This is a genomic window from Stenotrophomonas sp. SMYL86 (assembly GCF_036320025.1).
Lineage (GTDB): Bacteria > Pseudomonadota > Gammaproteobacteria > Xanthomonadales > Xanthomonadaceae > Stenotrophomonas > Stenotrophomonas maltophilia_A.
Genome location: NZ_JAWIRU010000019.1, coordinates 20,360 through 43,888 on the forward strand (window position 1 = coordinate 20,360; position 23,529 = coordinate 43,888).

Genomic DNA, 23,529 nt, shown 5'->3' on the forward strand with positions numbered 1-23,529 from the left:
AGCGCGGCCTTTCCTGTTGCCTTACTTCAGCGCCTTGAAGCGCAGGCGCTTCGGCGCAGCGTCGTCGCCCATGCGGCGGCGCTTGTCTTCTTCGTACTCGCGGTAGTTGCCCTGGAAGAACTCCACGTGCGAGTCGCCTTCGAACGCCAGGATGTGGGTCGCGATGCGATCCAGGAACCAGCGGTCATGCGAAATGACGAAGGTGTTGCCCGGGAACTCCAGCAGCGCATCTTCCAGCGCACGCAGGGTTTCGATGTCCAGATCGTTGGACGGTTCGTCGAGCAGCAGCACGTTGCCACCCTGCAGCAGGGTCTTGGCCATGTGCAGGCGGCCACGCTCACCACCGGACAGCGAACCGACCATCTTCTGCTGGTCCTGGCCCTTGAAGTTGAAGCGGCCGATGTAGGCGCGCGACTGGATCTCGATGCCGTTGATGTTGAGGATGTCCAGGCCGCCAGCGATTTCCTGGAAGACGTTGTGGTTGCCTTCCAGCGCGTCGCGGCTCTGGTCCACGTAGGACAGCTTCACGGTCGGGCCAACCACGATCTCGCCGGTATCCGGCTTTTCCTGGCCGGTGATCATCTTGAACAGGGTCGACTTACCGGCACCGTTCGGGCCGATGATGCCGACGATGGCGCCGGCCGGCACCAGGAAGCTCAGGTTGTCGAACAGCAGGCGGTCGCCGAACTTCTTGGAGACGTTCTTGAACTCCATCACCGCATTGCCCAGGCGCTCGCCCGGCGGGATGAAGATTTCATTGGTCTCGTTGCGCTTCTGGTAATCGACCGACTGCAGCTCTTCCAGGCGGGCCAGACGGGCCTTGCCCTTGGTGCGGCCGCCCTTGGCGTTCTGGCGCGACCACTCCAGTTCCTTCTGGATCGCCTTCTGGCGGGCCTTTTCCTGGTTGTCTTCCTGCTTCAGGCGCTCATCCTTCTGGGTCAGCCAGTCGGTGTAGTTGCCCTTCCACGGAATGCCGCGGCCGCGGTCCAGTTCCAGGATCCACTCGGCGGCGTTGTCCAGGAAGTAGCGATCGTGGGTAACGGCCACCACGGTGCCGGTGTAGCGCGCCAGGAACTGTTCCAGCCATTCCACCGACTCGGCGTCGAGGTGGTTGGTCGGTTCGTCGAGCAGCAGCATGTCCGGCTTCTGCAGCAGCAGGCGGCACAGCGCTACGCGGCGCTTTTCACCACCGGACAGCTTGCCGACCACGGCATCCCACGGCGGCAGGCGCAGCGCATCGGCGGCCACGTCCAGCTGGTTCTCCAGGGTGTGCGCGTCGCCAGCGGCCAGGATCGCCTCCAGGCGCTCCTGTTCCTTGGCCAGCGCGTCGAAGTCGGCGCCTTCCTCGGCGTAGGCCAGGTACACCGCGTCCAGCGCGGCCTGGGCCTGCAGCACTTCGCCCACGCCTTCCTCGACCGCTTCACGCACGGTCTTGGTCGGGTCCAGTTCCGGTTCCTGCGCCAGGTAGCCGACCTTGATGCCCGGCTGCGGGCGGGCTTCGCCTTCGAAATCGGTGTCCACGCCGGCCATGATCTTCAGCACGGTGGACTTGCCGGCGCCGTTCAGGCCCAGCAGGCCGATCTTCGCGCCCGGGAAGAAGGACAGCGAGATGTCCTTGATGATCTGCCGCTTGGGCGGGACCACCTTGGACACGCGGTTCATGGTGTAGATGTATTGCGAGGACATGCGGTCTCCGTAGGCGCGGCCCTGCACCCGACCCGTCACGGGAACATCCCGTTGCGGCAGCGGGCACAGACTGAAATGGAATACCGCCAATTATAGCCGGAACCGGTTCCGGGCCGCGCCTGGAAGGGGCTGCCGGGCTGGCCGCGGCCTGAATACCTCGTCACAGTCCTGCAGCGGGAAGCGTTTCCAGCCGGAAACGGTTCAGATCGGGTGCGCAATATGGGCTCACCACCCACCCGAGCAGAGGTCTGACATGCGCATCAATCGAGTAATGGCCGGCGCCGTGGCCTCTGTGCTGGCGCTCGGCGCCGTGGCCCCGGCCTTCGCCGACAACGACCACCGCCGCGACCACGACCGCCGCGAGTGGCGCGAGGACCGCCGCGAATGGCGCCAGGACCGTCGTGACTGGGAACGCGACCGCCGCGAGGCCCGGCGCGACTACCGCCAGGATCGCCGCGAGTGGCACCGCGACCATGACCGCTACTACCGCCCGGCACCGCCGCGTGTGGTGTACCGCCCGGCCTATGGCCCGGGCTACGGCTGGAAGGTCGGCCATCGCTACCGCGACTACTACCGTGGCCCGGTCTATGTGGTGAACGACTACCCGCGCTATCACCTGCGTCGCCCGCCGTATGGCCACCACTGGATCCGCGATGACCGCGGCAACATGCTGCTGGTGGCCATCGCCACCGGTGTGATCGCCCAGTACGTGCTCAGCAACCGCTGAGGATCGCGGCCGGGGGCGGATCCCTTTCCCACGGAAAGGGCTCTGACCCCACAACATCAATCGAAACCATACGGGGCCGGATTCCTTCGGGGATGCCGGCCCCGTCCGTTTCGGCCCCGGCAGGCCCGGTGCGGGGCTACAATCGGGGGCTGAGCCGTACCCCTTTTCCCTGCCTGCTGGAGTACCCGATGTTCCCGCGTGACGTCCGCATCGAATCCTACGATCCCGAACTGGCCAAGGCCATCGCCGCTGAAACCCAGCGCCAGGAAGACCACGTCGAGCTGATCGCCAGCGAGAACTACACCAGCCCGGCGGTGATGGAAGCCCAGGGCAGCCAGCTGACCAACAAGTACGCCGAAGGCTACCCGGGCAAGCGCTACTACGGTGGCTGCGAATACGTGGACATCGCCGAGCAGCTGGCGATCGACCGCCTCAAGCAGCTGTTCGGCGCCGACTACGCCAACGTGCAGCCGCACAGCGGCTCGCAGGCCAACCAGGCCGTGTACTTCGCCCTGCTGCAGCCGGGTGACACCATCCTCGGCATGAGCCTGGCCCACGGCGGCCACCTCACCCACGGTGCCAAGGTCAATGCCTCGGGCAAGCTGTTCAACGCCGTGCAGTACGGTGTGAACGACCAGGGCCTGATCGATTACGACGAAGTCGAGCGCCTGGCCCTGGAGCACAAGCCGAAGATGGTCGTGGCTGGCTTCTCGGCCTACTCGCAGGTGATCGACTGGGCGCGCTTCCGCGCCATCGCCGACAAGGTCGGTGCCTACCTGTTCGTTGACATGGCCCACGTCGCCGGCCTGGTTGCTGCTGGCGTCTATCCCAGCCCGCTGGAACACGCGCACGTGGTCACCTCGACCACCCACAAGACCCTGCGCGGCCCGCGCGGCGGCATCATCGTCGCCAAGGGCGCCGACGATGACCTGGTCAAGAAGCTGCAGTCGATCGTGTTCCCGGGCATCCAGGGCGGTCCGCTGATGCACGTCATCGCCGGCAAGGCCGTGGCTTTCAAGGAAGCGCTGGAACCGGGCTTCAAGGCCTACCAGCAGCAGGTGGTGAAGAACGCCCAGGCGATGGCCAACACGCTGATCGCGCGCGGCTACAAGATCGTCTCCGGCGGCACCCAGAACCACCTGATGCTGGTCGACATGATCGGCAAGGACGTGTCCGGCAAGGACGCGGAAGCCGCGCTGGGCAAGGCCCACATCACCGTCAACAAGAACTCGGTGCCGAACGATCCGCGTTCGCCGTTCGTGACCTCGGGCCTGCGCCTGGGCACCCCGGCGGTGACCACCCGTGGTTACGTCGAACAGGATTGCGTGGACCTGGCCAACTGGATCGCCGACGTGCTCGACGCACCGAACGATGACGCCGTCATCGCCCGCGTGCGCGACGCCGTCAGCGCGCAGTGCCGCAAGTACCCGGTCTACGGCTGATCGCAGCAGGGGTCGGATCCCTTCCCGCCGGGAAGGGCTCCGACCCCGGTATGGGAGTAACCGCGCATGGATGAGCGCCACCTCAAGTACCTCTACACCGTCCTGGCGGTGCTGTTCGGCCTGCCCAGCCTGGCGATGGGCGGCGCGGCGGCGACGATGCTGCTGCTGATGGGGCTGGGCCAGTTTGGTCATGGCACGCTGGCCTCGGTAACGGTGATGCCGCTGTGGGGCCTGGCCGGCATTGCCGGCTGCCTGGCCTGGTTGTGGCTGAGCGCGGGTTTTCTGCTGCAGGGGCGTGCCGGGCTGCACGTGCACCGCCTCTGGTGGTGGATGCTGCTGGCGGGCGGTCTCGCCGCCTTGCCCCCGCTGGGGCTGGCGCTGTGGTGGGGCATCGCCGTGCACGGCGAAGGCCTCGGCTTGTTGCTGCTGGGCCCGTCGATGCTGGTGCCGGCTGCGATGCTGGTGTGGATCAAACGCCGCGGATGATGCGGCCCAGGGAAGGAAACCGAACGCATGGATGAGCGTCTGCACAAACGCTGGATGGCCATTGCCGGCCTGTTGGTGGGCCTGCCAACGGTGGCCGCCGGAGGCACGGGTGCCGTGCTGGGTCTGATGGTCGTATGGGATGGCAAGTACCTGACCGGTGACGAGTACAGGATCCTGCTGCTGTGGTCGTCGGCCGGGATCATCGGCCTGCTGTCGTGGTTGTGGCTGAGCGGCCTGTTCCTGTGGCGCGGTGTCAGCGGCCTGCGCCAATCGCCGGTTGTCGCCTGGGTCGGCCTGGCGCTGGGGGCCCTGGCCGCGCTGGGCGTGGTTGGCGCCACGCTGTACTTCACCTTCAAGCACGGGGAGATCTCGACCCTGGCCTTCCTCGGGTTCGGCCCGCCGTTGCTGGTGATGGCAGGGCATCTGGCGTGGCTGCGTTGGGCGCGCGCGGCCTCGGCGCCGCCGGCACCCGGTTGAACGCGCAGCGCTGACCGCGCTGGCGGCTCTGTTCGGCCGAAATGCAGGCACTTCCGCGCAGACAGCATTTGCTGCGGGGCCCTTTCTCAGGTACCTTTGCGACGCTGCCATGACCGTGGCAATAGGTACTTTCCTGAGCCAGGCGTTCCATGCACTGCCCCTTCTGCCAACATGCCGATACCCGGGTCATCGACTCGCGCGTCTCCGAAGACGGCGCGACGATCCGTCGTCGGCGTGAATGCGAAGCCTGTGGCGAGCGCTTCAGCACCATGGAAACGGTGGAGTTGAAACTGCCCGCCATCGTCAAGAGCGATGGCACCCGTGAAGCATTCGACCAGCGCAAGGTCCGCGCTGGCTTCGACCGCGCGCTGCAGAAGCGTGCGGTGGCCGAAGACAAGATCGAAGCGGCGGTACGCGCCGTGGTCCACCAGCTGCGCATCAGCGGCGAGCGCGAAGTGCCCTCGATCAAGGTCGGCGAGTTCGTCATGAACGAACTGCGCAAGCTCGACCATGTCGGCTACGTACGCTTCGCGTCGGTCTACCGCAGCTTCGAGGACGTGGCCGATTTCCGCGAGGAGATCGAGAAGCTTGAACGCGATCTGCCGTCCAGTACCGAACAGCTGCAGCTGCTGGGCGACGTGATCGCCCTGACCAAGAAGAAGAAGGGCTGAAGCTCTGGTAGGTGCCAACCTTGGTTGGCACAGATATCTGCTCCGGTGGGTGCCAACCTTGGTTGGCACAGATATCTGCTCCGGTGGGTGCCAACCTTGGTTGGCACAGTGGCGCCCATCCACGCATGGCGTGGATCTACACCGCCACCAACGGCGCTACCATGGCCGCATGACCACCCCGTTCTCCGTTCTCGACCACCTGCACATGGCCAACGCACTGCGTCTGGCCGAGCGTGCCGCCTACACCACCCGCCCCAACCCGATGGTCGGCTGCGTGATCGCCCACGGCGAACGTGTGGTCGGGCAGGGCTGGCACCAGCGCGCAGGTGGACCGCACGCCGAAGTGTTCGCGCTGCGCGAGGCCGGCAGCGAGGCACGTGGTGCCACCGCCTACGTCACCCTGGAACCCTGCGCACACTACGGTCGTACGCCGCCGTGTGCGCTGGCCCTGATCGAAGCGGGCGTATCGCGCGTAGTCGCGGCCATGCGCGATCCGTTCCCGAAGGTCGATGGTGGTGGCTTCGATCTGCTGCGCAACGCCGGCATCGAGGTCGCAGAAGGGCTGATGGCGGCGCAGGCACGCGAGCTCAACAAGGGCTTCCTGTCGCGTGTGGAGCGCAACCGACCGTGGTTGCGGGTGAAGCTGGCCGCCAGCCTCGATGGCCGTACCGCGATGGCCGATGGCAGCTCCAAGTGGATCACCGGGCCGGCCGCGCGCGAAGACGTGCAGCACTGGCGCGCGCGTGCGGGTGCGATCCTGACCGGCGCCGAGACCGTGCTGGCCGACGACCCGATGCTGACCGTGCGCCTGGCTGATGCCGAGGTGATGCCGCCACTGCGCGTAGTGCTGGATTCGCGCCTGCGCTCACTGGAGTGCAGCCGCGTGCGCGAGGGCGGGGCACCGACGCTGTACCTGCACGATGCTGCAGTGAGTGCACCGGATGCGGCCGATGCCGAATTCGCCAGCGTGCCCAGTGTTGACGGCCGTCTCGATCTTGGCGCGGTGCTGGCACTGCTGGCCGAACGCGGCATCAACGAAGTGCATACCGAAGCCGGCGCGACGCTGGCCGGTGCCTTGCTGCACGGCGGCTGGGTGGACGAACTGCTGCTGTATCAGGCGCCCACGCTGCTGGGCGATACCGGTCGCCCGCTGCTGGCCGGCCTCGGCATCGATGCCATGGACCAGCAGCGTCGCCTGCGTGTGGTTGACCAGCGTCAGGTCGGTGAGGACATCAGGCTGCTGCTGCGCCCGTGAGGGAATGACGCAGAGCATGGGCTACGCCTTTGTCGTCAGGCATCTTCGTCGTCTTCTTCGCCGACCGGGCACTGGCCCTTCCATTGCTGCTTCCACAGCGCATGCAGGTTGCGGCAGTACGCGCCCAGTGCCTCGCCCGGCAGGTTCTTCGCCTTCAATCGCAACTGGTGACGGGTAAACCCGTCGTCGTACTCATGCGGCAATACCAGCACGGCACACTGATCGTGGTACATCAGGAACGCGTGACAGTCGTCGTCTTCGCTCATCCACGCATCCAGCTGCCTGTCGCTCAGCAGGGTTGACTCGAAGGCAACCGCTGGGATGACCGAGAAGGTCGTAATCCTGGACTTGGGAGCTTTGGCTTGCCCGCACGCCACAAGCGCCAGCAGCGTCAGCAGCGTCAGCAACATGACCATGGTCGACGTCGTGCGGTGTTTCATGCGGTTGCCCCGATGGAAGAGGGCAACAGCATTGACCATGCAGGCCACGCAGGGCCATGCAACGGTTCTGAAAGTGCGGCCGCCCTCGTCGTCGGCGACAATGAGCCGAGCGTGGGCTCGGCTCTACACGCGGCTCACGCGCACTCGTCGGTCCACATCATCTCGGCGATCGGGCGCAGTGCCTTGCACTCCTGCGTCATCTCATCGGCCGACTGCACCTGTGCCTTGGCCTTCAGCTCCTCGGCCATGGCGTCCACGCCGCTGATCTGGTCCGGTGCGACCTTCGCCACGCAGGCACGATGCTGCTGCAGCAACAGGTCGCAGCCCGGTACGCCGGTCACCTTCGGCGCGTTGGCCGCCTGCGCGTCCTGCATCCAGTCCTCGAACGGTGCCAGCGCACCGGCCACGGTGCCCACCAGGTCATCGAAATTGCCGCTGTACCAGTAGCCGTTGTCCTTGGCCGGGTACAGGGTGAAGGTGCCGCTGACCGGCACGCGCGCGCCACTCTGCAGCGCTTGGGTGTAGGCATCGGTGAACTGCTTGCGCGAGGCCGGGCTGGCATCGGATGCGAGGCTGGCGGCGAACAGCGGGCGCACCTTGCCCAGGTCGGGCAGCTGGCAGCTGTAGGTGATCCGAGCCAGCTTCTGGTCTTCAACGTATTCGTTGTCTTCGATCACGCTCTTGGTGGCGCGGCACTTCGAATCACGCAGCGCCTTGGCGTACAGCGCTTCGGTGGCTGCAGCGTCTACCTTGGCGCCGGTGCTGGCCAGTACGGTCTGCCAGGGTTCGGCCAATGCCTTGGCCAGCGCACCCGGGTTCGGGGTCACAGCGTCCTGGCCTTCGAATGCCGGTTTCAGTGCGTCGTTGAGCGCGCGCGTGGCGGTCGCGTCGTCTTCCAGCAGGGTGCGTGCATACAGGTCGAACGCCTGTTCGGGCGACAGCGTGGCCGGGGCGGCCGTGGCGATCAGCGGGGCGCACAGCAGCATGCTGGCCAGCAGAGTACGGGTGGGGGTCTTCATGACGGTGTTTTCCTGTTCCAGAGGCGCGCAAGCCTAGCGCATCTGCGTGGACTTTCGATGGCGCGATGGGGTCACGAGGTCGTGTATGGCGGCCAAAAAAACGGGCCCCTTGCGGGGCCCGTTCGATCGCACGACGAGGAGCGATCGCTGGATCAGAAGCTGGCGCGGACGCCGGCCGAGTACTGGGTGACGTCGCGGTAGCCGGAGATCTCGCCCACCAGACCCCAGGTCCTGGTGAAGTTGATCTGGCCACCGATGGTGCCGACCCAGGTGCCCTTGTAGTTGTTGCCGCCGTCCATGTAACCGGCCTTGGCCCAGGCTTCGGTCATGCGCGACGGCTTGCCGCGGATGCCCATGGTGGCGCGGGCCAGGTTGGTGTGGTCCTTGTAGCGGTCGCTGTAGCCGTCATAACGATCGGTCAGCTCAGCGTTCTGGCGCACCCAGGCGATGTCGGCGGTGAAGTCGACGCGGTCGGTCCACGGCATGTGGTAGCCGATGCCCAGCTCCGGCTGATTCAGTTCAACCTTCAGCGAACCGTCGCTGTAGTGATAGGTCTTGCTGGTGCGCGACCAGCCACCAAACACGTAGACCTGTTCGGCGATGGCCACGGAGCCACGCAGGTAGCCGCCGTCGACCTTCGGGTCGTCCAGTGCGTTGTCGTCAACCTTGACCTGCGTCCAACCGCCTTCAACGTAGGTGTAGCTCAGGGCGTCGGCCGAAGCCGAGAGCGGGGCGGTGGCCAGCAGGGCGGCCACGATCAGCATCTTGCGCATGGGAATTCCTGTGAATTTCAGTCCTTTGGCGGGCCTGCCCAGCGGGCTGCCCGTGGCGACCTCATGTCGTCCGGGGCAGAATTTTAATGAAAGTTTTACAAATTGCGAGCGACGGCCGTCACAGCTGTGGCATCCGACCCCGTTCAGCACGGGCTGGTACACTAGCCACGCCGGTTCGCCGGTACACAAACGTCTTCAGGGCGGGGTGCAATTCCCCACCGGCGGTAGGTGCGCAAGCACGAGCCCGCGAGCGCCCCGGCCCACGGCCGGGGGTCAGCAGATCCGGTCCAATGCCGGAGCCGACGGTCATAGTCCGGATGAAAGAAGACGGTGCCACAGGGCTCATGCCCTGCGTGCGCCTGTTTGCCTTGCGGCGTTTTTCGCTCACTTTTCGCGGAGAACGTTACTTGTTTACTGGAATCATCGAAGGCGTCGGCCGTCTGGCCGCACGCGAATCCATCGGCGGCGATGTCCGCTTCACCTTCAATGTCGGGACTCTGCCGTTCGACAACGTGCAGATGGGCGAGAGCATTGCCATCAACGGCGTCTGCCTCACCGTCATCGCATTCGACGCCAGCAGCTTCCAGGCCGATGCCTCCACCGAGACCCTGGGCCTGACCACGCTGGGCCAGCTGGGCGAGGGTGCGGTCATCAACCTGGAGCGCGCCATGCGCCCGACCGACCGCCTCGGCGGCCATCTGGTCAGCGGCCACGTCGACGGCCTCGGCCAGGTGCTGTCCATCCACGAAGACGCACGTGCCCAGCGCTGGCGTTTCGCCGCGCCGGCCTCGCTGCGCCGCTACATCGCCAAGAAGGGCTCGATCTGCGTGGACGGCGTCAGCCTCACCGTCAACGAAGTGGACGATGAAGGTTTTGAAGTCGCCCTGATCCCGCACACGGTGGCCAACACCGCCTTCTCCGCCGCAGGCGTGGGCAGCGCGGTCAATCTTGAAATCGATCTGGTCGCCCGTTATGTGGAGCGGTTGATCAGTGTGCCGGCCAACGGTCAGCACCCACATGGAGATGCAGCATGAATTTCGCCCCGATTCCGGAGATCCTGGAAGACATCCGCCTGGGCCGCATGGTCGTCATCGTCGATGACGAAGACCGCGAGAACGAAGGCGACCTGATCATGGCCGCCGAGCTGGTCAAGGCCAGCGACATCAACTTCATGGTCACCCATGGCCGTGGCCTGGTGTGCCTGCCGCTGAACCGCACCCGCGCCGCCGATCTCGGCCTGGCGCCGATGGTGCAGGCCAATACCGCGCAGTTCCAGACCAATTTCACGGTCAGCATCGAGGCCGCCGAGGGCGTCACCACCGGCATCTCGGCGCATGACCGCGCGCATACCATCCGCACCGCGGTGAAGCCCAACGCCAAGCCGTCGGACCTGCACCAGCCGGGCCACATCTTCCCGCTGATCGCTCAGCCGGGCGGCGTGCTGACCCGCGCCGGCCACACCGAGGCGGCCGTGGACATGGCCATGCTGGCCGGGCTGGAACCGGCCGGCGTGCTGGTGGAGATCCTGAACCCGGATGGCAGCATGGCACGCCGCCCGGAACTGGAAGTGTTCGCCCGCGAGCACGGTCTGAAGATGGGCTCCATCGCCGACCTGATCGCCTACCGCCTGGCCACCGAAAAGACCGTCGAGCGTGTGGACGAGCGCGAGATCGAGACCGAGTTCGGCCCGTTCAAGCTGGTCACCTACCGCGATCGCATCGCCCACGACGTGCATTTCGCCCTGGTGCGCGGCACCCCGGATGCCGAAACGCCGACCCTGGTGCGCGTGCAGGTGGAAAACCCGCTGGCCGACCTGCTGCACTGGCGCCGCGATGACTTCGGCGTGGCTGCCACCGATGCCCTGCGCGCGATCGATGCCGAAGGCGCCGGCGTGATGGTGGTGCTGTCGGCCCCGCGCGACGGCGAGGCCCTGCTGGCCCGCCTGCGGCAGCAGCCGGCGCCGGTGGTACCGGGCAAGGACAAGGACGTGAGCCAGTGGCGCCGCAATGGTGCTGGCGCACAGATCCTGTCCGACCTGGGCCTGGGCAAGCTGCGCGTACTGGGCACCCCGCGCCGCCAGATCGGCCTGGCCGGCTACGGCCTGGAAGTGGTGGAGACGGTGACCCTGTAATGGGTAGTGGCGGGGGGGGGGGGGGCCCCCGCGGGCCCCGGGGGTGCGGGCCCCGGCCCGGGCCACCGGAGGGGGGGTCGCCGCCGCCCCCCCGCCCCCCACCGTGGGGGGGCCCCCCCCCCCCCCGGGGGGGGCCCCCCCGGGGGGCCCCCCCCCCCCGGGCCCCCATCGGCCACGGCCGGGGCCCATCCACGCTAGAATTACCCCCTTATCGAGTCCCCCAAGCCGCATATGAGCCACTTCGAAGGCGATCTTCGCACTCCCGAATCGGCGCGCTTCGCCATCCTGGCCAGCCGCTGGAACGCCCGCATCACCGACACGCTGGTCGCTGGCGCCCGCCAGAGCCTGGCTGGCAACGGCATCACCGAAGCCAACATCGACGTGATCCGCGTGCCGGGTGCCTGGGAACTGCCGCTGGTGGCCGCGCGCCTGGCCGCCGCCCACGAACACGCCGCCATCCTTACCCTGGGCTGCGTGATCCGTGGCGATACCCGCCACTACGAGCACGTGGCCGATCGCTGCGCCGAAGGCCTGATGCGCGTGCAGCTGGACTTCGGCGTGCCGGTGCTGAACGGCGTGCTGGCGGTGGAACGCGTTGAAGACGCCGAGGCCCGCGCAGGCGGCAGCCACGGCAACAAGGGCGAGGAAGTCGCACTCGCCGCATTGGAAATGGTCAATCTTCTGGAGCAGCTGCCATGAACAAGAACACCCAGGGCAAGCCCTCCGGTAAACCCGTCCGCCGTGATGGCGTCGATCCGGTGCTGCGCTCGCGCGCGCGCCGTCGTGCTGTGCAGGCCATCTACGCCTGGCAGATCTCCGGCGGCAACGCCCAGTCGCTGATCGCCCAGTTCGCCCACGAGCAGGCCCGCGAAATCGCCGACCTGGCGTACTTCGAAGCACTGCTGCACGGCGTGCTCGACAACCGCCGCGACATCGACGAAGCGCTCGGCCCGTACCTGGACCGTGGCATCGAAGAAGTGGACGCGATCGAACGCGCGGTGCTGCGCCTGGCCGCCTACGAGCTGCGCTACCGCCTGGACGTGCCGTACCGCGTGGTGATCAACGAAGCCATCGAATCGGCCAAGCGCTTCGGTTCCGAGCATGGCCATACCTACGTCAACGGCGTGCTGGATCGTGCCGCCGTGGAATGGCGGAAGGTCGAATCGGGTCACTGACCCACCTGTGGTCGTGGGGGGGGGGGGGGGGGGGGCGGGCGGGGGGGGGGGGGGGGCGCGGGCCGCCCGCGCGCCCCCCCCCCCCCCCCGCCACTACCGCCCACCGCGCACTGCGCGGCACGTACAACAGCGGGAACGCCCCATGTCCCTGGCCGAATTCGCCCTCATTGACCGCATCCGCGCCCGTACCCTCGAGCGCGACGACATCCTGCTCGGCATCGGCGACGACGCTGCGCTGCTGCAGCCGCGTGCCAATGAGCAACTGGTGGTCACTGCCGACACGCTCAACAGCGGCGTGCACTTCCCGGTGGAAACCCCGGCCTTCGACATCGGCTGGAAGACCTTGGCGGTCAATCTGTCGGACCTGGCCGCGATGGGCGCGCGCCCGGCGTGGTGCACGCTGGCGTTGTCGCTGCCGGAAGCCTCCGAAGACTGGATCGATGCGTTCGCCGATGGCTTTTTCGCCCTGGCCGATCAGCACGACATCGCGTTGATCGGCGGTGACACCACGCGTGGTCCGTTGTCGCTGTCGGTGACCGCGATGGGCCAGGTGGGACGTGGCCAGGCGCTGCGTCGCGACCGCGCGCAGGTGGGCGATGACATCTGGGTGAGCGGCACGCTCGGCGATGCCGCTGGCGCGCTGCGCCTGTGGCAGCAAGCTGCGCTGAGCATCGCCACCGCCACGCTGCTGGCCGACTACGAAAGCCTGCGCCTGCGTCTGCTGCGGCCGACGCCGCGTGTGACCCTGGGCCTGCGCCTGCGTGCGTTCGCACACGCGGCGGTGGATGTGTCCGATGGCCTGCTGGCCGATCTGGGTCACATCACCACGCGCAGCAACGTGGCCGCACATGTCGATGCCGATTCGTTGCCGATCTCCCACGCGCTGCGTGAGCTGCTCGGCCGCGATGGCGCGCGCGACTGCGCACTGCGCGGTGGCGACGACTACGAACTGTGCTTCACCGCCGCCGCCGACCAGCGCGACGCGCTGCACTACCTGGCCGAATCGCTGGACGTGCCGCTCACCCGCATCGGTCGCATTGCCGAAGGGCAGGGCGTGCATGTGGATGGCGAAGCCGCCGACGGCGGATACCAGCACTTCGTCTGATTGATGACGCCGGGCATGGCCCGGCGCTGCCACGCGACTGAAACCGCCGGGCATGACCGGGTGCTGCCGTATCGGTGCGCGGTTGCTGGATGACATCGACGCTGCAGAGCCGAGCCTACGCTCGGCTCACGCGCGAAGCGCGGCTTTCATCGCGATGTGCCCCATGGCAGCCGAGCATGGGCTCGGCTCTGCAGATGTCGCTAAGCTGCCTGCAACTGCACATCCAGTACTCAGTCAGCCTGCGGCTGCCTGCCGCGACGCTGCTGCAGGCAGGACTCACACGTGACCGTTGCCAGCGACCGCGCATCGTTGACCGCGGCCAGGGCCTGCTCCAGGATCGGCGCGAGGTCATGTGGCAGGCGCGCAGCGGCTTCGCCAAGAGTGGTGATGACATGGGGATAGAGAGGCTTGTACATCTCGGCATCCTTGTTCGCAGGGCGTGGGCGCTGTTGCTTCGACCCAACCCGTTCGGCGGTTGCCAACGGCTCACAGAGATGCCGATGGTGCTGTCACTGCAGGCTCACTGGACCAGGCAGCTGGCGCTCACGGCGGGCGTGAGTCAGAGCTGTGTGGTGCTGTTGGCGATATGTTCCTGGCAAAGGCGCAGTTTTCCCATGCAACAAGTTGCAAAGCACACTGGACACCGGATGGAGCTTCAGTTGACGGCTGGCAGCGTGAAGGTCCGTAGCGGGCACAGTGCGACGCCTCCAGCTGGGGAGGGCTCCTGCGGGTCGTCGTCAACACATTGGCAGTGGCACTACACTGGCGGCAGCACCTTACCGGGGTTGAGGATGCCGTCCGGGTCCAGCGCGGCCTTGATCGCTCGCATCGTCGCCAGCGTTTCCGCAGTGAACGCCTGCGCCATGAAATCGCGCTTGGCCAGGCCAATGCCGTGCTCACCCGACAGAGTTCCACCCAGCGCCAGCGTCAGTTCGAAGATCTTTGGCAGCGCGGCATGCGCGCGCGCGTTCTCGTCGGCATCATCCGGGTGGTAGAGGATGTTGACGTGCAGGTTGCCGTTGCCGGCATGGCCGAAGGTGACGATGGTGAGTGCGTAGTCACGTGCCAGTGCCTGCACGCCGGCCACCAGTTCCGGAATGCGCGACACCGGTACCACCACGTCTTCGTTGATCTTGCCCGGCGCGACGCTGCGCAGTGCGGGCGACAACGCTTTGCGTGCGGCCCACAGCTGATCGCGTGCACGACCTTCCATCGCCACATCCAGTTCGATCATGCCGTCGCCCTCTGCGGCGCTGGCCAGCGCCTGCAGCAGGTAGGGCAGGGTGTCGTGGTCACCATCGGCTTCGACCAGCAGCATCGCACCGGCCTCCGGCACGTCGGCACCATTCAGCCGCAGCAGCTCCAGGCTGCGTGCGTCCATGAATTCCAGGCGCGTGGGCACCACCGGTTGCGACATCAATCGCGATACGGCGGCCGCGGCGGCATCGGCATCGCGGTACAGCACGCGCAGGCCGGCCTGGCTGACCGGCAGCGGGGTCAGTTTCAGCGTGGCTTCCACGATCAATGCCAGCGTGCCTTCGCTGCCTACCAGCAGATGCGTGAGGTCATAGCCGGTGGCGTCCTTGGTGTAGGCACCGCCGCAGCGGATCACGTCGCCGGTGCCGGTAACGGCAACCAGGCCCAGCACGTTGTCGCGGCTGGTGCCGTACTTCACCGCGCGCGGGCCGCCGGCATTGCAGGCCAGGTTGCCGCCGATGCTGCAGATCTCGGCGCTGGAGGGGTCCGGTGCCCAGAACAGACCATGCGGGGCCAGCGCCTGCTGCAGGGCGCCGTTGAGCACGCCCGGCTGCACCACCGCGCAACGGTCACCGGCGCGGATCTCGACGATGCGGTCCATGCGGGTGAACGACAGCACGATACTGCCGGGCAGCGGCACCGCCGCGCCGGTGGTGCCGGTACCAGCGCCACGTGCGACCAGGGCCACGCCATGCGCACGGCAGGCCCGCACCAAAGCCTGCACCTGTTCGATGTCGGCTGGCAGCGCCACCGCCGCCGGGCGCTGGTGACGCCATGAGTTGTCCTGCGCGTTCGCCTCCAGCGCGCCGTCATCCATGCGCCAGCCCTCCGCGCCCAGCAGGGCGGACAGTTCGGCAACCAGTGCAGCAGGCAGGGCAGGACTCATGACGGATCTCGTGGGGCAACGGGAGCGGGTTGGATCAGTTTCCAGGCAACAACGGCGGTAGCCAGTGGCAGCCACACCCAGCGCAGTTCAGAGAGCAGGGTGGCCACGCCCCGCGCGCTGAAGAACTGCGGGGCGAAGGGTGAAACGCGGATGGGTCGCCACGGCGCGAAGAAGCGTTGTTCGCTCCATGGCCAGGCCAGAGCGACGCCGAGGCCGCCGGAGGTCATCGCATCCAGCAGCGGGTGGCTGGCGGCGCAGACGAAGACGAATACAGCGGCTTGTACGGTCGATGCCACCGTTGGCCCTGCCTTGGTAGGTGCCAACCTTGGTTGGCACAGAAGCGCCGACCAAGGTCGGCGACTACCTAAGCTGCGTGGTGCCGACCAAGGTCGGCCACTACCAGAGCGTGCCATTGCCTCTTCGGTAGGTGCCAACCTTGGTTGGCACAGAAGCGCCGACCAAGGTCGGCGACTACCGGGGTTGCGGGGTGCCGACCAAGGCCGGCGGCTACCAAAGAACGCCAACACCGCGGCCAATGCCGCCAGCACGCCGGCAAACAGCAACGAATGGCTGGCACCGCGGTGGCCGAAGGCATCGGCATAGGGAATGTGCAGTGCAAAGGCCAATACGTCGGCATCGGGCAGCATCGCAGCGATCACACCGGCCGCCAGCAGGCGCGGCGGGATGCGGCCACGGTCAGCGGCGCACCAGAGCGCCAACGGCACAGCGGCATGGGTGATGATCGAAGGCATCAGTCACGCACCGTGGTTGTGCCGGCCAGGCTGCGCTCTGGTAGGTGCCAACCATGGTTGGCACAGAGGCGCCGACCAAGGTCGGCCTCTACCAGAGCGGACGGTAACCATCAGCAGTCATCCAGCCGGAACGCATCACGCAGCCACCGCAGCTGCGGCGGTTCACCGCTGGCTTCAACCACATCAAAACGGCAGGGTGCATTGGCCAGCGCCGGGTTGTCCTGCAGATACAGCTGCGCGGCATGGGCCAGGCGGCGGCATTTGCGCGCATCGACCGAGGCGGCGCCGCCACCGAAATCGGAACGCGCGCGATAGCGCACTTCCACGAACACCACGGTGCCAGCGTCGTCCATCACCAGGTCCAGTTCACCACCGCGATAGCGCACGTTGCGCGCACGCGGCTGCAGTCCGGCCTGTTGCAGATGCAGCTCGGCGGCGGCTTCCACCGCCGAGCCACGTTGGCTGCGCTCAGCGACCACCGACGATCGGCATCGGCCGGCCGCCATTGAAGGTGGACCATGCCGGCTGGCGCAGGATGTTGCCGTTGCTGTCCAGGAACAGGGTGCCGGTGGCACCGTCCAGGCCGCCCTCGTTGGACAGCTTGTCCAGATAGGCGGTGATCTTCCAGGCATCGGCACCGAAAGCGAACAGGCGGCCAGCGGCGCCGCGAGCGCTGGGCAGCGCGCTGGCCACCTGGCTGGCCGACGGCAGGCCGGACACGCTGCGCACATTCCAGGCTTCGTTCGGGTAGACGATGCCGTCCAGCGCCACGTCTTCTTCCACCTTGCCGCTGCCGACGGTCAGCTGCGAGGTGCCGACGCGGGTCGCGCCACCGGCACCGGCCAACGCCAGCTGCGGCGCCAGCAGCCGGGCCTGCGGGGCGCGCACGGCGAGGAACACGGCATCGACCTGACCGGCATTGCGCACCTGCGCGCCGACATCGCCGACGGCTTCGCTGACATTGACCGTGGCCACCACCTGGCCGCCGCGCTGTGCGAAGCGCTGGGCAAAGGCGGCGGCGGAACGGCGGCCGGTGTCGTCGTTGCTGCTGATCACCAGCGCGCGGTTGCGCTCGCGGCCACGCAGGTACTCGGCGGCGACGATGCCGTCGTCTTCCGGTGCCAGCGAGAAACCAGCGCTGCCGGCCGGCGGTGCATCCTTGCCGCGGTTCAGGGCCAGCACCGGTACCTGCAGCTGCTGGCGGCCGTACACGGCGTCCACTTCGTCGCGGCCCAGCGGGCCGACCACGAAGTCGGCACCGGAGGCGACGGCCTTGTCGTAGGCGGCGAGGGCACCAGCCGGGGTGCCAGCGGTGTCGAAGAAATTGATGTCCGGGCGGCGACGGCTTTCACCGTAGTAGGCGCTCAACAGGCCGTCGCGCACCGGCTGCGCGGCGGTGGCCAGGCGGCCGCTGAGCGGCAGCAGCACGGCCAGCTTGGCCGGCGGCCGGTAGCCGTCGCTCATCGCCGGCGGACGCTTGCTGGTATCAAACTGGGCCGCGCCATCGCGGTCGAACGGGCGCGGCAGCGGCAGGCCGCGCGCGATCAGCGCACGGCCGGCGAAGTTGTACAGAGGATCGTTGGCCGGCAGGGCAGCGGCACGGCTGCGCAAAGTGGCGTCGTCGAGGGTACCGAGCAGGCCGGAGATGGCGGCCTGGTTCTCGCTGCGCGCACTGCCGGTCAGGCTGGCATGGGCGCGTGCACGTTCGGTGGCGGCGCCGAAGGCATCGCCGGTGCCCTGCAGGGCACTGGCGCGGGCCAGATACCAGCGCGTACGCAGCGCCGGCAGCACGTTGTCGCCGTGGTCCTTCAGCAGGGCCAGGGCCTGCGCCGGCTGCTTGTCGGCCAGTGCCAGCTCGGCGCCGGTCAGCTGGTAGCGCTGCAGGCTGGCGCCGGACAGCTGGCGGGCGGTGAGCTGGCCCAGCAGGCTGCGCGCGCGCGCACTGTCACCGGCCAGGTGCCAGGCCCAGGCCGCGTCGGCCAGCGCGTTGCTGCGGGCACCGCCGCGCAGGGTGGCGGCCAGGGCTTCCAGCTGCAGCGCGGCGTCGCGCGGCTTGCCCTGTTCGATCAGCGCCAGCGCCTGGCTCTGGGCCGGCGAATCGGGCGTGCTGGTCAGGCTGGTGGTGGCACAACCGGCCAGCAGCATCAGCGACAGCGACAGGGCGGAGATCCGTGCGGCGGGCTTGTTCATGATCGGGTCCATGCGATGAGGGCAGCGGCCTTGGCCGGGTACACGCTACGATTCTACCCTTGCCCTGTGAGTACCGCTGAAATGAGTGTGCCAACCCTGTACGTCGTCGCCACCCCGATCGGCAACCTGGCCGATCTGAGCCCGCGCGCGCAGGAGGTGCTGCGGTCGGTGGCGGCCATCTGTGCTGAAGACACCCGCCGCAGTGGCCAGCTGCTGTCCCATTTCGGCATCCAGCAGCCGTTGGTGGCCCTGCACGAACACAATGAAGAGGCCCTGGCCCAGCGCCTGGTCTCGCGCCTGCAGGCCGGCGAATCGCTGGCGCTGGTCAGTGATGCCGGCACCCCGCTGGTCAGTGATCCCGGTTTCCGCCTGGTGCGTGCTGCGCGCGCGGCGGGCATCAAGGTCAGTCCGATTCCCGGCGCCTGTGCTGCCATCGCCGCGCTGAGCGTGGCCGGCCTGCCCAGCGACCGTTTCAGTTTCGAGGGTTTCCTGCCGGCCAAGGCCAGCGGCCGCCGCGACCGCCTGCAGGCGCTGGCCGGTGAAGTACGCACCATGGTGTTCTACGAATCCTCGCACCGCATCGCCGAATCGCTGGCCGACATGGCGGCGATCTTCGGCGGTGAGCGCCCGGCGGTGTTGGCCCGCGAGCTGACCAAGCTGTTCGAGACCGTGCTTGATGGTGACCTGGCCGGCCTGCTGGCGAAGGTGGAAGCTGACGAGAACCAGCGCAAGGGCGAGTTCGTGGTGATGGTGCAGGGTGCTGGCGACGATGAGGAAGCGCAGCTGGCGCATGGCCGCCGTGTCTACGCCAAATTGAGCGAGCATCTGCCGCCGTCGACCGCCGCCAAGCTGGCTGCCGAGCTGACCGGCGCACCGCGCAAGGCGTTGTACGGGAGTTGATGGATCGTGCGGACCAAGGTCCGCACCCACCAGAGCGGAATCCGCACCCACCAGAGCAGCGGAGTCGGTAGATCCGCGCCATGCGTGGATGAACGGGCCGCGCCAAGGTCCGCGTCCACCCGGGCGGACGCGGTAGCGCCAGGCCTTGCCGCGTCAGGACTGTACGGGTGTGTCGAGGGTGTCCAGATAGTTGGCAATCTCGGCAATCACCGAAGAGAGGTCCGGCGCGATCAGGCGATTCCTGCGCAGGAAGGCGCGCCACTGGGTCTGCTTCTGGGTATCTGCGGCGAATGACTGAGTCAGTCCGTAGGGCAGGGGCGTTGGCGGCGGGGTCCTTCGTCGATCAAACGTCGCGCCAATGGCCGCAACAAGGTGCGGGCGATCCATGGCGTCTTCACGGATCAGTGCCAGCAAGTCGAAGAAGTCCTTCATCCTGCTGTTAGCGATGCCCAGTGCCGCTATAGCCTCGAGCTTTTCGGCAAACACGGTTTCGCGTGGATAGACGCGCAGGCAGGCTGGAGGGAATCCCTCCAGAATCACCGGATAGGTGATTTCCGGCGGCGGGGTGATCACCGCGTCGCCAAACCCGACGTCCCACTGCACATGGCAGCGTGCGCGGCCCAGATGTGCGATCAGGCGCATGCGCAGCCCCTCGTACGTGGCTTCTTCACGTATGGCCTCGATGACGATGCTGCCTGGATCGAAGCGCAGGCCGTCGTCCCCGGGCATTCCACAGAGCGAAAGTGCGATATGTAGCAGGCGATCGGGCTCAGCGCTGCCGGATCCCAGGAAATCGGCATCCCGTGTAGGGCGGTGCGGCGCGTCGAACCACACTGCGAACAGCATGGCACCCTTCAGCAGGAACTGGTCGCGGTATCGAGAAGCGGAGAGCCGGTAGAGCAGGCGCTCAACGGCGAACCTGTCCAGCACGAACTGAAAGTCCTCACCCCGCTTGCGTGCGAGATCGAGCAGCCGTTGCCGGATGGAGGCAACGCGGTGGGGAGGTGTTGGAGAGGGGATCAAGCCAGGGCATCGAGGTACGGTCTCATCAGTCTGGCAACGCGGCAGATCCGCGCATACTCCATCAACGCATCCGGCGTGGTTGCACGGCTGTGAAGCGCGTCACGCAGGGCTTCAAGTGCGACATCAAGCCCTACGAGATTGCGGAACTTGAAGCAATCGGCGACGGTTTTGGCTACGTTGCTGACGTATATGAGACGTCCGCCTACGCGACGTTCTTCCAGCCCCGCATTGAGGGTCGTTGCCGACATGCGGACCACACGGAGGGGCGGCCAGTCGATCCGCGGAACGCGGTCGCTGTTGCCGATGGAGACCCAGCTTTCGAATGGTGCCTGGGTGGTCAGGCCATGCAGGCGCAGGGCACTCAGCAGGCATAGACGGGGGTGTGGCAGGCGTTCTGCAATGATCCGCAGTCCATCATCGGTGTCGTCGCTCTTTCTTTCCGCCAACGCGTAGACGCCACGGGACAACCGGATCAGTGCGCCTGCCTCGACCAGGCGGGTCAGTTGGGCGCGGGCGATCCCGGCAGTCACCAGTTCGCGGGCGCGCAGGGTGCCTGCGCGTCGCAATAGCTTTCGTGCCTTGGCCTCGGCGTTTCCCATGACGGCATTGTTCCATAATGTCGGGTGTTTTGAATATCGACCGACAAAAAGGAACATCGTTGGCTGCGGCGAGTGACGAGTGAATGGTGCGGACCAAGGTCCGCACCCACCAGAGCGGAATCTGCACCCACCAGAGCCGCGCGGGTTTCGCCGGCCCTGTCCAGTGAATCGGTAGATCCACGCCATGCGTGGATGGATGAACCGGACGCCGCGATCAGCACGGCAGGAAGGGCGTGCGTAGGCTAGAATGTGCACTGGCGGAGCCGGCCAGACAGTCGCGTCATCCCTTCGGGGGTGCCGAGGAAAGTCCGGGCTCCATAGGGCAAGGTGCCAGGTAACGCCTGGGCGGCGCAAGCCGACGGAAAGTGCAACAGAAAGATACCGCCTACGTCTTCTTCGGAAGGCCGGTAAGGGTGAAATGGTGCGGTAAGAGCGCACCGCGAGTCTGGCAACAGACCGGCACGGCAAACCCCACCTGGAGCAAGACCAAATAGGGATCCTTTGGCGCGGCCCGCGTTGGATCCGGGTAGGTTGCTTGAGCGTTGCGGTGACGTAACGCCTAGAGGAATGACTGTCCACGACAGAACCCGGCTTATCGGCCGGCTCCGCCTCCTTCTTCCATATGCGTGAACCGCGCATCGGTAGTGCCGGCCGCTGGCCGGCAGCGCAACCGTGCCGGAGGGGCGGCAACAAATGCGGGCGCCGGGCCGCAATAAATACTCGGCGTGACCCGCGACTGGTTTGTGCCGGCCGCTGGCCGGCAGCTTCACGTTGCCTGCAGGGCGGACAGAATGCCGGCCAGCGGCCGGCACTACCTCGACGTCGCGCGTTCGTCAGCCCGGCGTGCGGTACTGCCCTGCGGAAATGAACTGCGAGAAGCGCTCGCACCACACCACCACCGTGGTGTAGTCGTCCACGTTGACGTCATCGGGTACATCGACCAGGAAACGGTTGAAGGTCTTCACCTCGCCGATGCGCCGGGCCTGCGCCTTGATCTTCAGGAAGTCCGCCTTGTTGTCGACGAAATCGCGGACCAGGTAGACCTTGTAGTCCGGGCCGGGTCCCATCTTGCCGTCGAAGGCCACCTGGCGTGCGCTGACGCTGACCTTGCCTTCCGCCCAGTGCACCGCGTCGCTGCCCTTGAGGTCGCGGCGGAACGTGGTGTGATGGGTGGCGTCGTTCATGGCGGCCTGCACCTGTGCCGCGGGCGGATCATCAGGAGCGATCAGGATCGGCAGGAAGTAGACGCCCAGGCCGAAGCCGAGGCCGAGGGTGAGCAGGTGGGTGGCGAGCAGGATGAGGGTGCGGCGCATGGGGCCTCCATGTGGATGTGGATCGCGCGGCATGGTGCCGGGCATGACCACCTTGGGAGGTTGCGGGCGGCATTTATAGACACAGTGCCAAGCGCAAAAAGGGCACAGTGGGGTGGCTGCGGCAACGCAGGCCCTGTGGCGCGGGCGGAAAGGCGCTGCGTCGGGAAGCTGAATGACGTTGGCAGCCTTGGATCGCAGTGACGGGTAGTGGGGGGGGGGGGGGGGGGGGCGGCGGGGGGGGCGCCCCCCGCGGGGGGGGGGGGGGGCGGCCCCCCCGGGCGCCCCCCCCCCCCCCCCCCCCCCCCCCCGCCGGGGGGGGCCCCCCCCCCCCCCCCCCACTACCCTGCTGGAAAGAGATTCCGGCCAGCGGCCGGCACGACCCGGTCAGAAAATGACGTGACTCTGTCCGTTGGCTGCGCCCTGTGGGCCAAAGCGGCGCTCGTGGATCTGGCCGTGGCCATCGGCGTCGATCAGCAGCACGGTGCTGGCGCGGGTGCCGTAGTCGTCGCCGCGGATGAAGGCGGGGCTCAGCCAGCGCTCGCGTTCCAGGCCGATGCCGGTGTCGGGCAGGTCGCTGTCGGCGGGGCGATGTTCGTCGGCCAGGGCGGCCCAGAGCGGGGTCAGGTCCGGGGTCAGATCCTTTTCGCTTTGCGAAAGGGATCTGACCCGGTCTTCCTGCAGCCAGGATTCAAGGGCCGCCATCAGCCGCCGGGTCTTCGGCCAGGGCGCGTCCAGCGCACCGTTGGACATGCCATGCACGCCCGGGCCCAGGCGCTGCCGCTCGGCGGGGTGGTTGCCCAGGAACTCCAGGCTGTGGCCGTCGGCCAGCAACAGGTTGAAGGGCGCATAGGCGCCGGCCACGGTTGCCAACCGGTCGATATGCACGGCGGCCGGGTCGCGGCCGCGCAGGAAGTCGGCCACCAGCGCGCCCCGTGAAGGACCGGTCTGGGAGGCCAGCGGATCACGCACATTGGTGACCACCGCCATCCGGCCTGCGGCACCGACGCCCGCCCAGCCGCCGCCGGAGCGCAGGTCGCGCCCCCCGATGACGGAGGTCTCATCTTGCCAGGGGGCCAGCGCCGCCGTCGGGCGGGCGTGGAACTCATCACGGTTGCCGGTCATCACCAGCCGCCAGCGCGGGTGGTGCATCCAGCCAAGAGCGAGCAGGCACATGGCCTCATTGTGCACGGTTTGCGCAGTCTGGCGCCGCTTCCGGCCCGTT

25 protein-coding genes, 1 other RNA gene and 1 riboswitch are annotated in these 23,529 nt (G+C 67.4%); of the genes, 13 read left to right on the plus strand and 13 right to left on the minus strand.

Going from position 1 to position 23,529, the window contains the following annotated elements:
* Positions 1-21: 21 nt before the first annotated feature.
* A complete protein-coding gene (ettA, locus tag V3B64_RS17750; protein ID WP_005412220.1) occupies positions 22-1,686 on the minus strand; it encodes an energy-dependent translational throttle protein EttA in 1,665 nt (554 codons plus the stop codon).
* Between the two features lie 253 nt (positions 1,687-1,939).
* On the opposite strand from ettA, the gene V3B64_RS17755 reads away from it, so the two are divergent.
* From V3B64_RS17755 to ribD, 6 genes are all read left to right on the plus strand, one after another.
* Positions 1,940-2,413, plus strand: coding sequence for an RcnB family protein (locus V3B64_RS17755; RefSeq protein ID WP_329914615.1), 474 nt, complete (start codon positions 1,940-1,942; stop codon positions 2,411-2,413).
* A 188-nt stretch (positions 2,414-2,601) separates the two neighbouring features.
* A complete protein-coding gene (gene glyA / locus V3B64_RS17760) occupies positions 2,602-3,855 on the plus strand; it encodes a serine hydroxymethyltransferase (RefSeq protein ID WP_121504863.1) in 1,254 nt (417 codons plus the stop codon).
* A 66-nt stretch (positions 3,856-3,921) separates the two neighbouring features.
* Positions 3,922-4,341 (plus strand): hypothetical protein, encoded by a 420-nt coding sequence (locus V3B64_RS17765; RefSeq protein ID WP_253143433.1) that lies wholly within the window; start codon positions 3,922-3,924, stop codon positions 4,339-4,341.
* Between the two features lie 27 nt (positions 4,342-4,368).
* Positions 4,369-4,818 carry a hypothetical protein gene (locus tag V3B64_RS17770; RefSeq protein ID WP_032128045.1) on the plus strand — a complete coding sequence of 150 codons (450 nt, stop codon included), beginning with the start codon at positions 4,369-4,371 and terminating at the stop codon, positions 4,816-4,818.
* Positions 4,819-4,967: 149 nt separating this feature from the next.
* Positions 4,968-5,489, plus strand: a complete 522-nt coding sequence (nrdR, locus tag V3B64_RS17775; protein ID WP_004143350.1) for a transcriptional regulator NrdR — start codon at positions 4,968-4,970, stop codon at positions 5,487-5,489.
* A gap of 169 nt (positions 5,490-5,658) precedes the next feature.
* Positions 5,659-6,744: a bifunctional diaminohydroxyphosphoribosylaminopyrimidine deaminase/5-amino-6-(5-phosphoribosylamino)uracil reductase RibD gene (gene ribD, locus V3B64_RS17780; RefSeq protein WP_049399823.1), complete on the plus strand. Its 1,086-nt coding sequence runs from the start codon at positions 5,659-5,661 to the stop codon at positions 6,742-6,744.
* Between the two features lie 35 nt (positions 6,745-6,779).
* Here the strand turns inward: ribD and V3B64_RS17785 are convergent, their stop codons facing one another.
* The 3 genes from V3B64_RS17785 to V3B64_RS17795 form a co-directional block, all read right to left on the minus strand.
* On the minus strand, positions 6,780-7,223 hold the full coding sequence (locus tag V3B64_RS17785) for a hypothetical protein (RefSeq protein WP_329914616.1): 444 nt from the start codon (positions 7,221-7,223) through the stop codon (positions 6,780-6,782).
* 95 nt (positions 7,224-7,318) lie between these two features.
* Positions 7,319-8,203 carry a hypothetical protein gene (locus tag V3B64_RS17790; protein WP_121504865.1) on the minus strand — a complete coding sequence of 295 codons (885 nt, stop codon included), beginning with the start codon at positions 8,201-8,203 and terminating at the stop codon, positions 7,319-7,321.
* Between the two features lie 152 nt (positions 8,204-8,355).
* Positions 8,356-8,976 carry a hypothetical protein gene (locus tag V3B64_RS17795; protein ID WP_121504866.1) on the minus strand — a complete coding sequence of 207 codons (621 nt, stop codon included), beginning with the start codon at positions 8,974-8,976 and terminating at the stop codon, positions 8,356-8,358.
* Positions 8,977-9,163: 187 nt separating this feature from the next.
* Positions 9,164-9,309, plus strand: a riboswitch (FMN riboswitch).
* 74 nt (positions 9,310-9,383) lie between these two features.
* On the opposite strand from V3B64_RS17795, the gene V3B64_RS17800 reads away from it, so the two are divergent.
* The 5 genes from V3B64_RS17800 to thiL all read left to right on the plus strand — a co-directional run bounded on the left by V3B64_RS17800 (position 9,384) and on the right by thiL (position 13,387).
* Positions 9,384-10,010 carry a riboflavin synthase gene (locus V3B64_RS17800; RefSeq protein WP_121504934.1) on the plus strand — a complete coding sequence of 209 codons (627 nt, stop codon included), beginning with the start codon at positions 9,384-9,386 and terminating at the stop codon, positions 10,008-10,010.
* Complete coding sequence (ribB, locus tag V3B64_RS17805) at positions 10,007-11,107, plus strand: 3,4-dihydroxy-2-butanone-4-phosphate synthase (protein WP_049425006.1); 1,101 nt, start codon at positions 10,007-10,009, stop codon at positions 11,105-11,107. Before V3B64_RS17800 ends, ribB begins: the two co-directional genes overlap by 4 nt.
* Before the next feature lie 231 nt (positions 11,108-11,338).
* Positions 11,339-11,806: a 6,7-dimethyl-8-ribityllumazine synthase gene (ribH, locus tag V3B64_RS17810; RefSeq protein ID WP_005408061.1), complete on the plus strand. Its 468-nt coding sequence runs from the start codon at positions 11,339-11,341 to the stop codon at positions 11,804-11,806.
* Positions 11,803-12,282, plus strand: a complete 480-nt coding sequence (gene nusB / locus V3B64_RS17815) for a transcription antitermination factor NusB (protein ID WP_005408062.1) — start codon at positions 11,803-11,805, stop codon at positions 12,280-12,282. Before ribH ends, nusB begins: the two co-directional genes overlap by 4 nt.
* A gap of 142 nt (positions 12,283-12,424) precedes the next feature.
* Entirely contained in the window at positions 12,425-13,387 is a 963-nt protein-coding gene (gene thiL, locus V3B64_RS17820; protein WP_080355242.1) for a thiamine-phosphate kinase, read from the plus strand.
* Between the two features lie 230 nt (positions 13,388-13,617).
* Here thiL and V3B64_RS17825 read toward each other — a convergent pair whose 3' ends face one another.
* From V3B64_RS17825 to V3B64_RS17845, 5 genes are all read right to left on the minus strand, one after another.
* Entirely contained in the window at positions 13,618-13,803 is a 186-nt protein-coding gene (locus tag V3B64_RS17825) for a hypothetical protein (RefSeq protein ID WP_032128040.1), read from the minus strand.
* 341 nt (positions 13,804-14,144) lie between these two features.
* Positions 14,145-15,530 carry an FAD-linked oxidase C-terminal domain-containing protein gene (locus tag V3B64_RS17830; protein WP_121504867.1) on the minus strand — a complete coding sequence of 462 codons (1,386 nt, stop codon included), beginning with the start codon at positions 15,528-15,530 and terminating at the stop codon, positions 14,145-14,147.
* On the minus strand, positions 15,527-16,282 hold the full coding sequence (locus tag V3B64_RS17835) for a metal-dependent hydrolase (RefSeq protein ID WP_329914617.1): 756 nt from the start codon (positions 16,280-16,282) through the stop codon (positions 15,527-15,529). Before V3B64_RS17835 ends, V3B64_RS17830 begins: the two co-directional genes overlap by 4 nt.
* A 110-nt stretch (positions 16,283-16,392) precedes the next feature.
* Positions 16,393-16,761, minus strand: a complete 369-nt coding sequence (locus V3B64_RS17840) for a YraN family protein (RefSeq protein WP_182267263.1) — start codon at positions 16,759-16,761, stop codon at positions 16,393-16,395.
* Positions 16,751-18,472, minus strand: a complete 1,722-nt coding sequence (locus tag V3B64_RS17845; protein WP_121504870.1) for a penicillin-binding protein activator — start codon at positions 18,470-18,472, stop codon at positions 16,751-16,753. Before V3B64_RS17845 ends, V3B64_RS17840 begins: the two co-directional genes overlap by 11 nt.
* 81 nt (positions 18,473-18,553) lie before the next feature.
* Here V3B64_RS17845 and rsmI point away from each other — a divergent pair, with 81 nt between their 5' ends.
* Positions 18,554-19,372 (plus strand): 16S rRNA (cytidine(1402)-2'-O)-methyltransferase, encoded by an 819-nt coding sequence (gene rsmI / locus V3B64_RS17850; protein ID WP_005412235.1) that lies wholly within the window; start codon positions 18,554-18,556, stop codon positions 19,370-19,372.
* A 153-nt stretch (positions 19,373-19,525) separates the two neighbouring features.
* Here rsmI and V3B64_RS17855 read toward each other — a convergent pair whose 3' ends face one another.
* Positions 19,526-20,395, minus strand: coding sequence for a nucleotidyl transferase AbiEii/AbiGii toxin family protein (locus tag V3B64_RS17855; protein WP_329914618.1), 870 nt, complete (start codon positions 20,393-20,395; stop codon positions 19,526-19,528).
* Positions 20,392-21,051, minus strand: a complete 660-nt coding sequence (locus V3B64_RS17860; protein ID WP_329914619.1) for a type IV toxin-antitoxin system AbiEi family antitoxin domain-containing protein — start codon at positions 21,049-21,051, stop codon at positions 20,392-20,394. Before V3B64_RS17860 ends, V3B64_RS17855 begins: the two co-directional genes overlap by 4 nt.
* Positions 21,052-21,253: 202 nt before the next feature.
* Between V3B64_RS17860 and rnpB the strand changes: the two genes are divergently transcribed.
* An RNA gene (gene rnpB, locus V3B64_RS17865) (RNase P RNA component class A) lies at positions 21,254-21,605 on the plus strand.
* Positions 21,606-21,827: 222 nt separating this feature from the next.
* Here the strand turns inward: rnpB and V3B64_RS17870 are convergent.
* On the minus strand, positions 21,828-22,307 hold the full coding sequence (locus tag V3B64_RS17870; RefSeq protein ID WP_049461627.1) for a DM13 domain-containing protein: 480 nt from the start codon (positions 22,305-22,307) through the stop codon (positions 21,828-21,830).
* 384 nt (positions 22,308-22,691) lie between these two features.
* Positions 22,692-23,480: an NRDE family protein gene (locus tag V3B64_RS17875; RefSeq protein ID WP_329914620.1), complete on the minus strand. Its 789-nt coding sequence runs from the start codon at positions 23,478-23,480 to the stop codon at positions 22,692-22,694.
* Between the last annotated feature and the right edge of the window lie 49 nt (positions 23,481-23,529).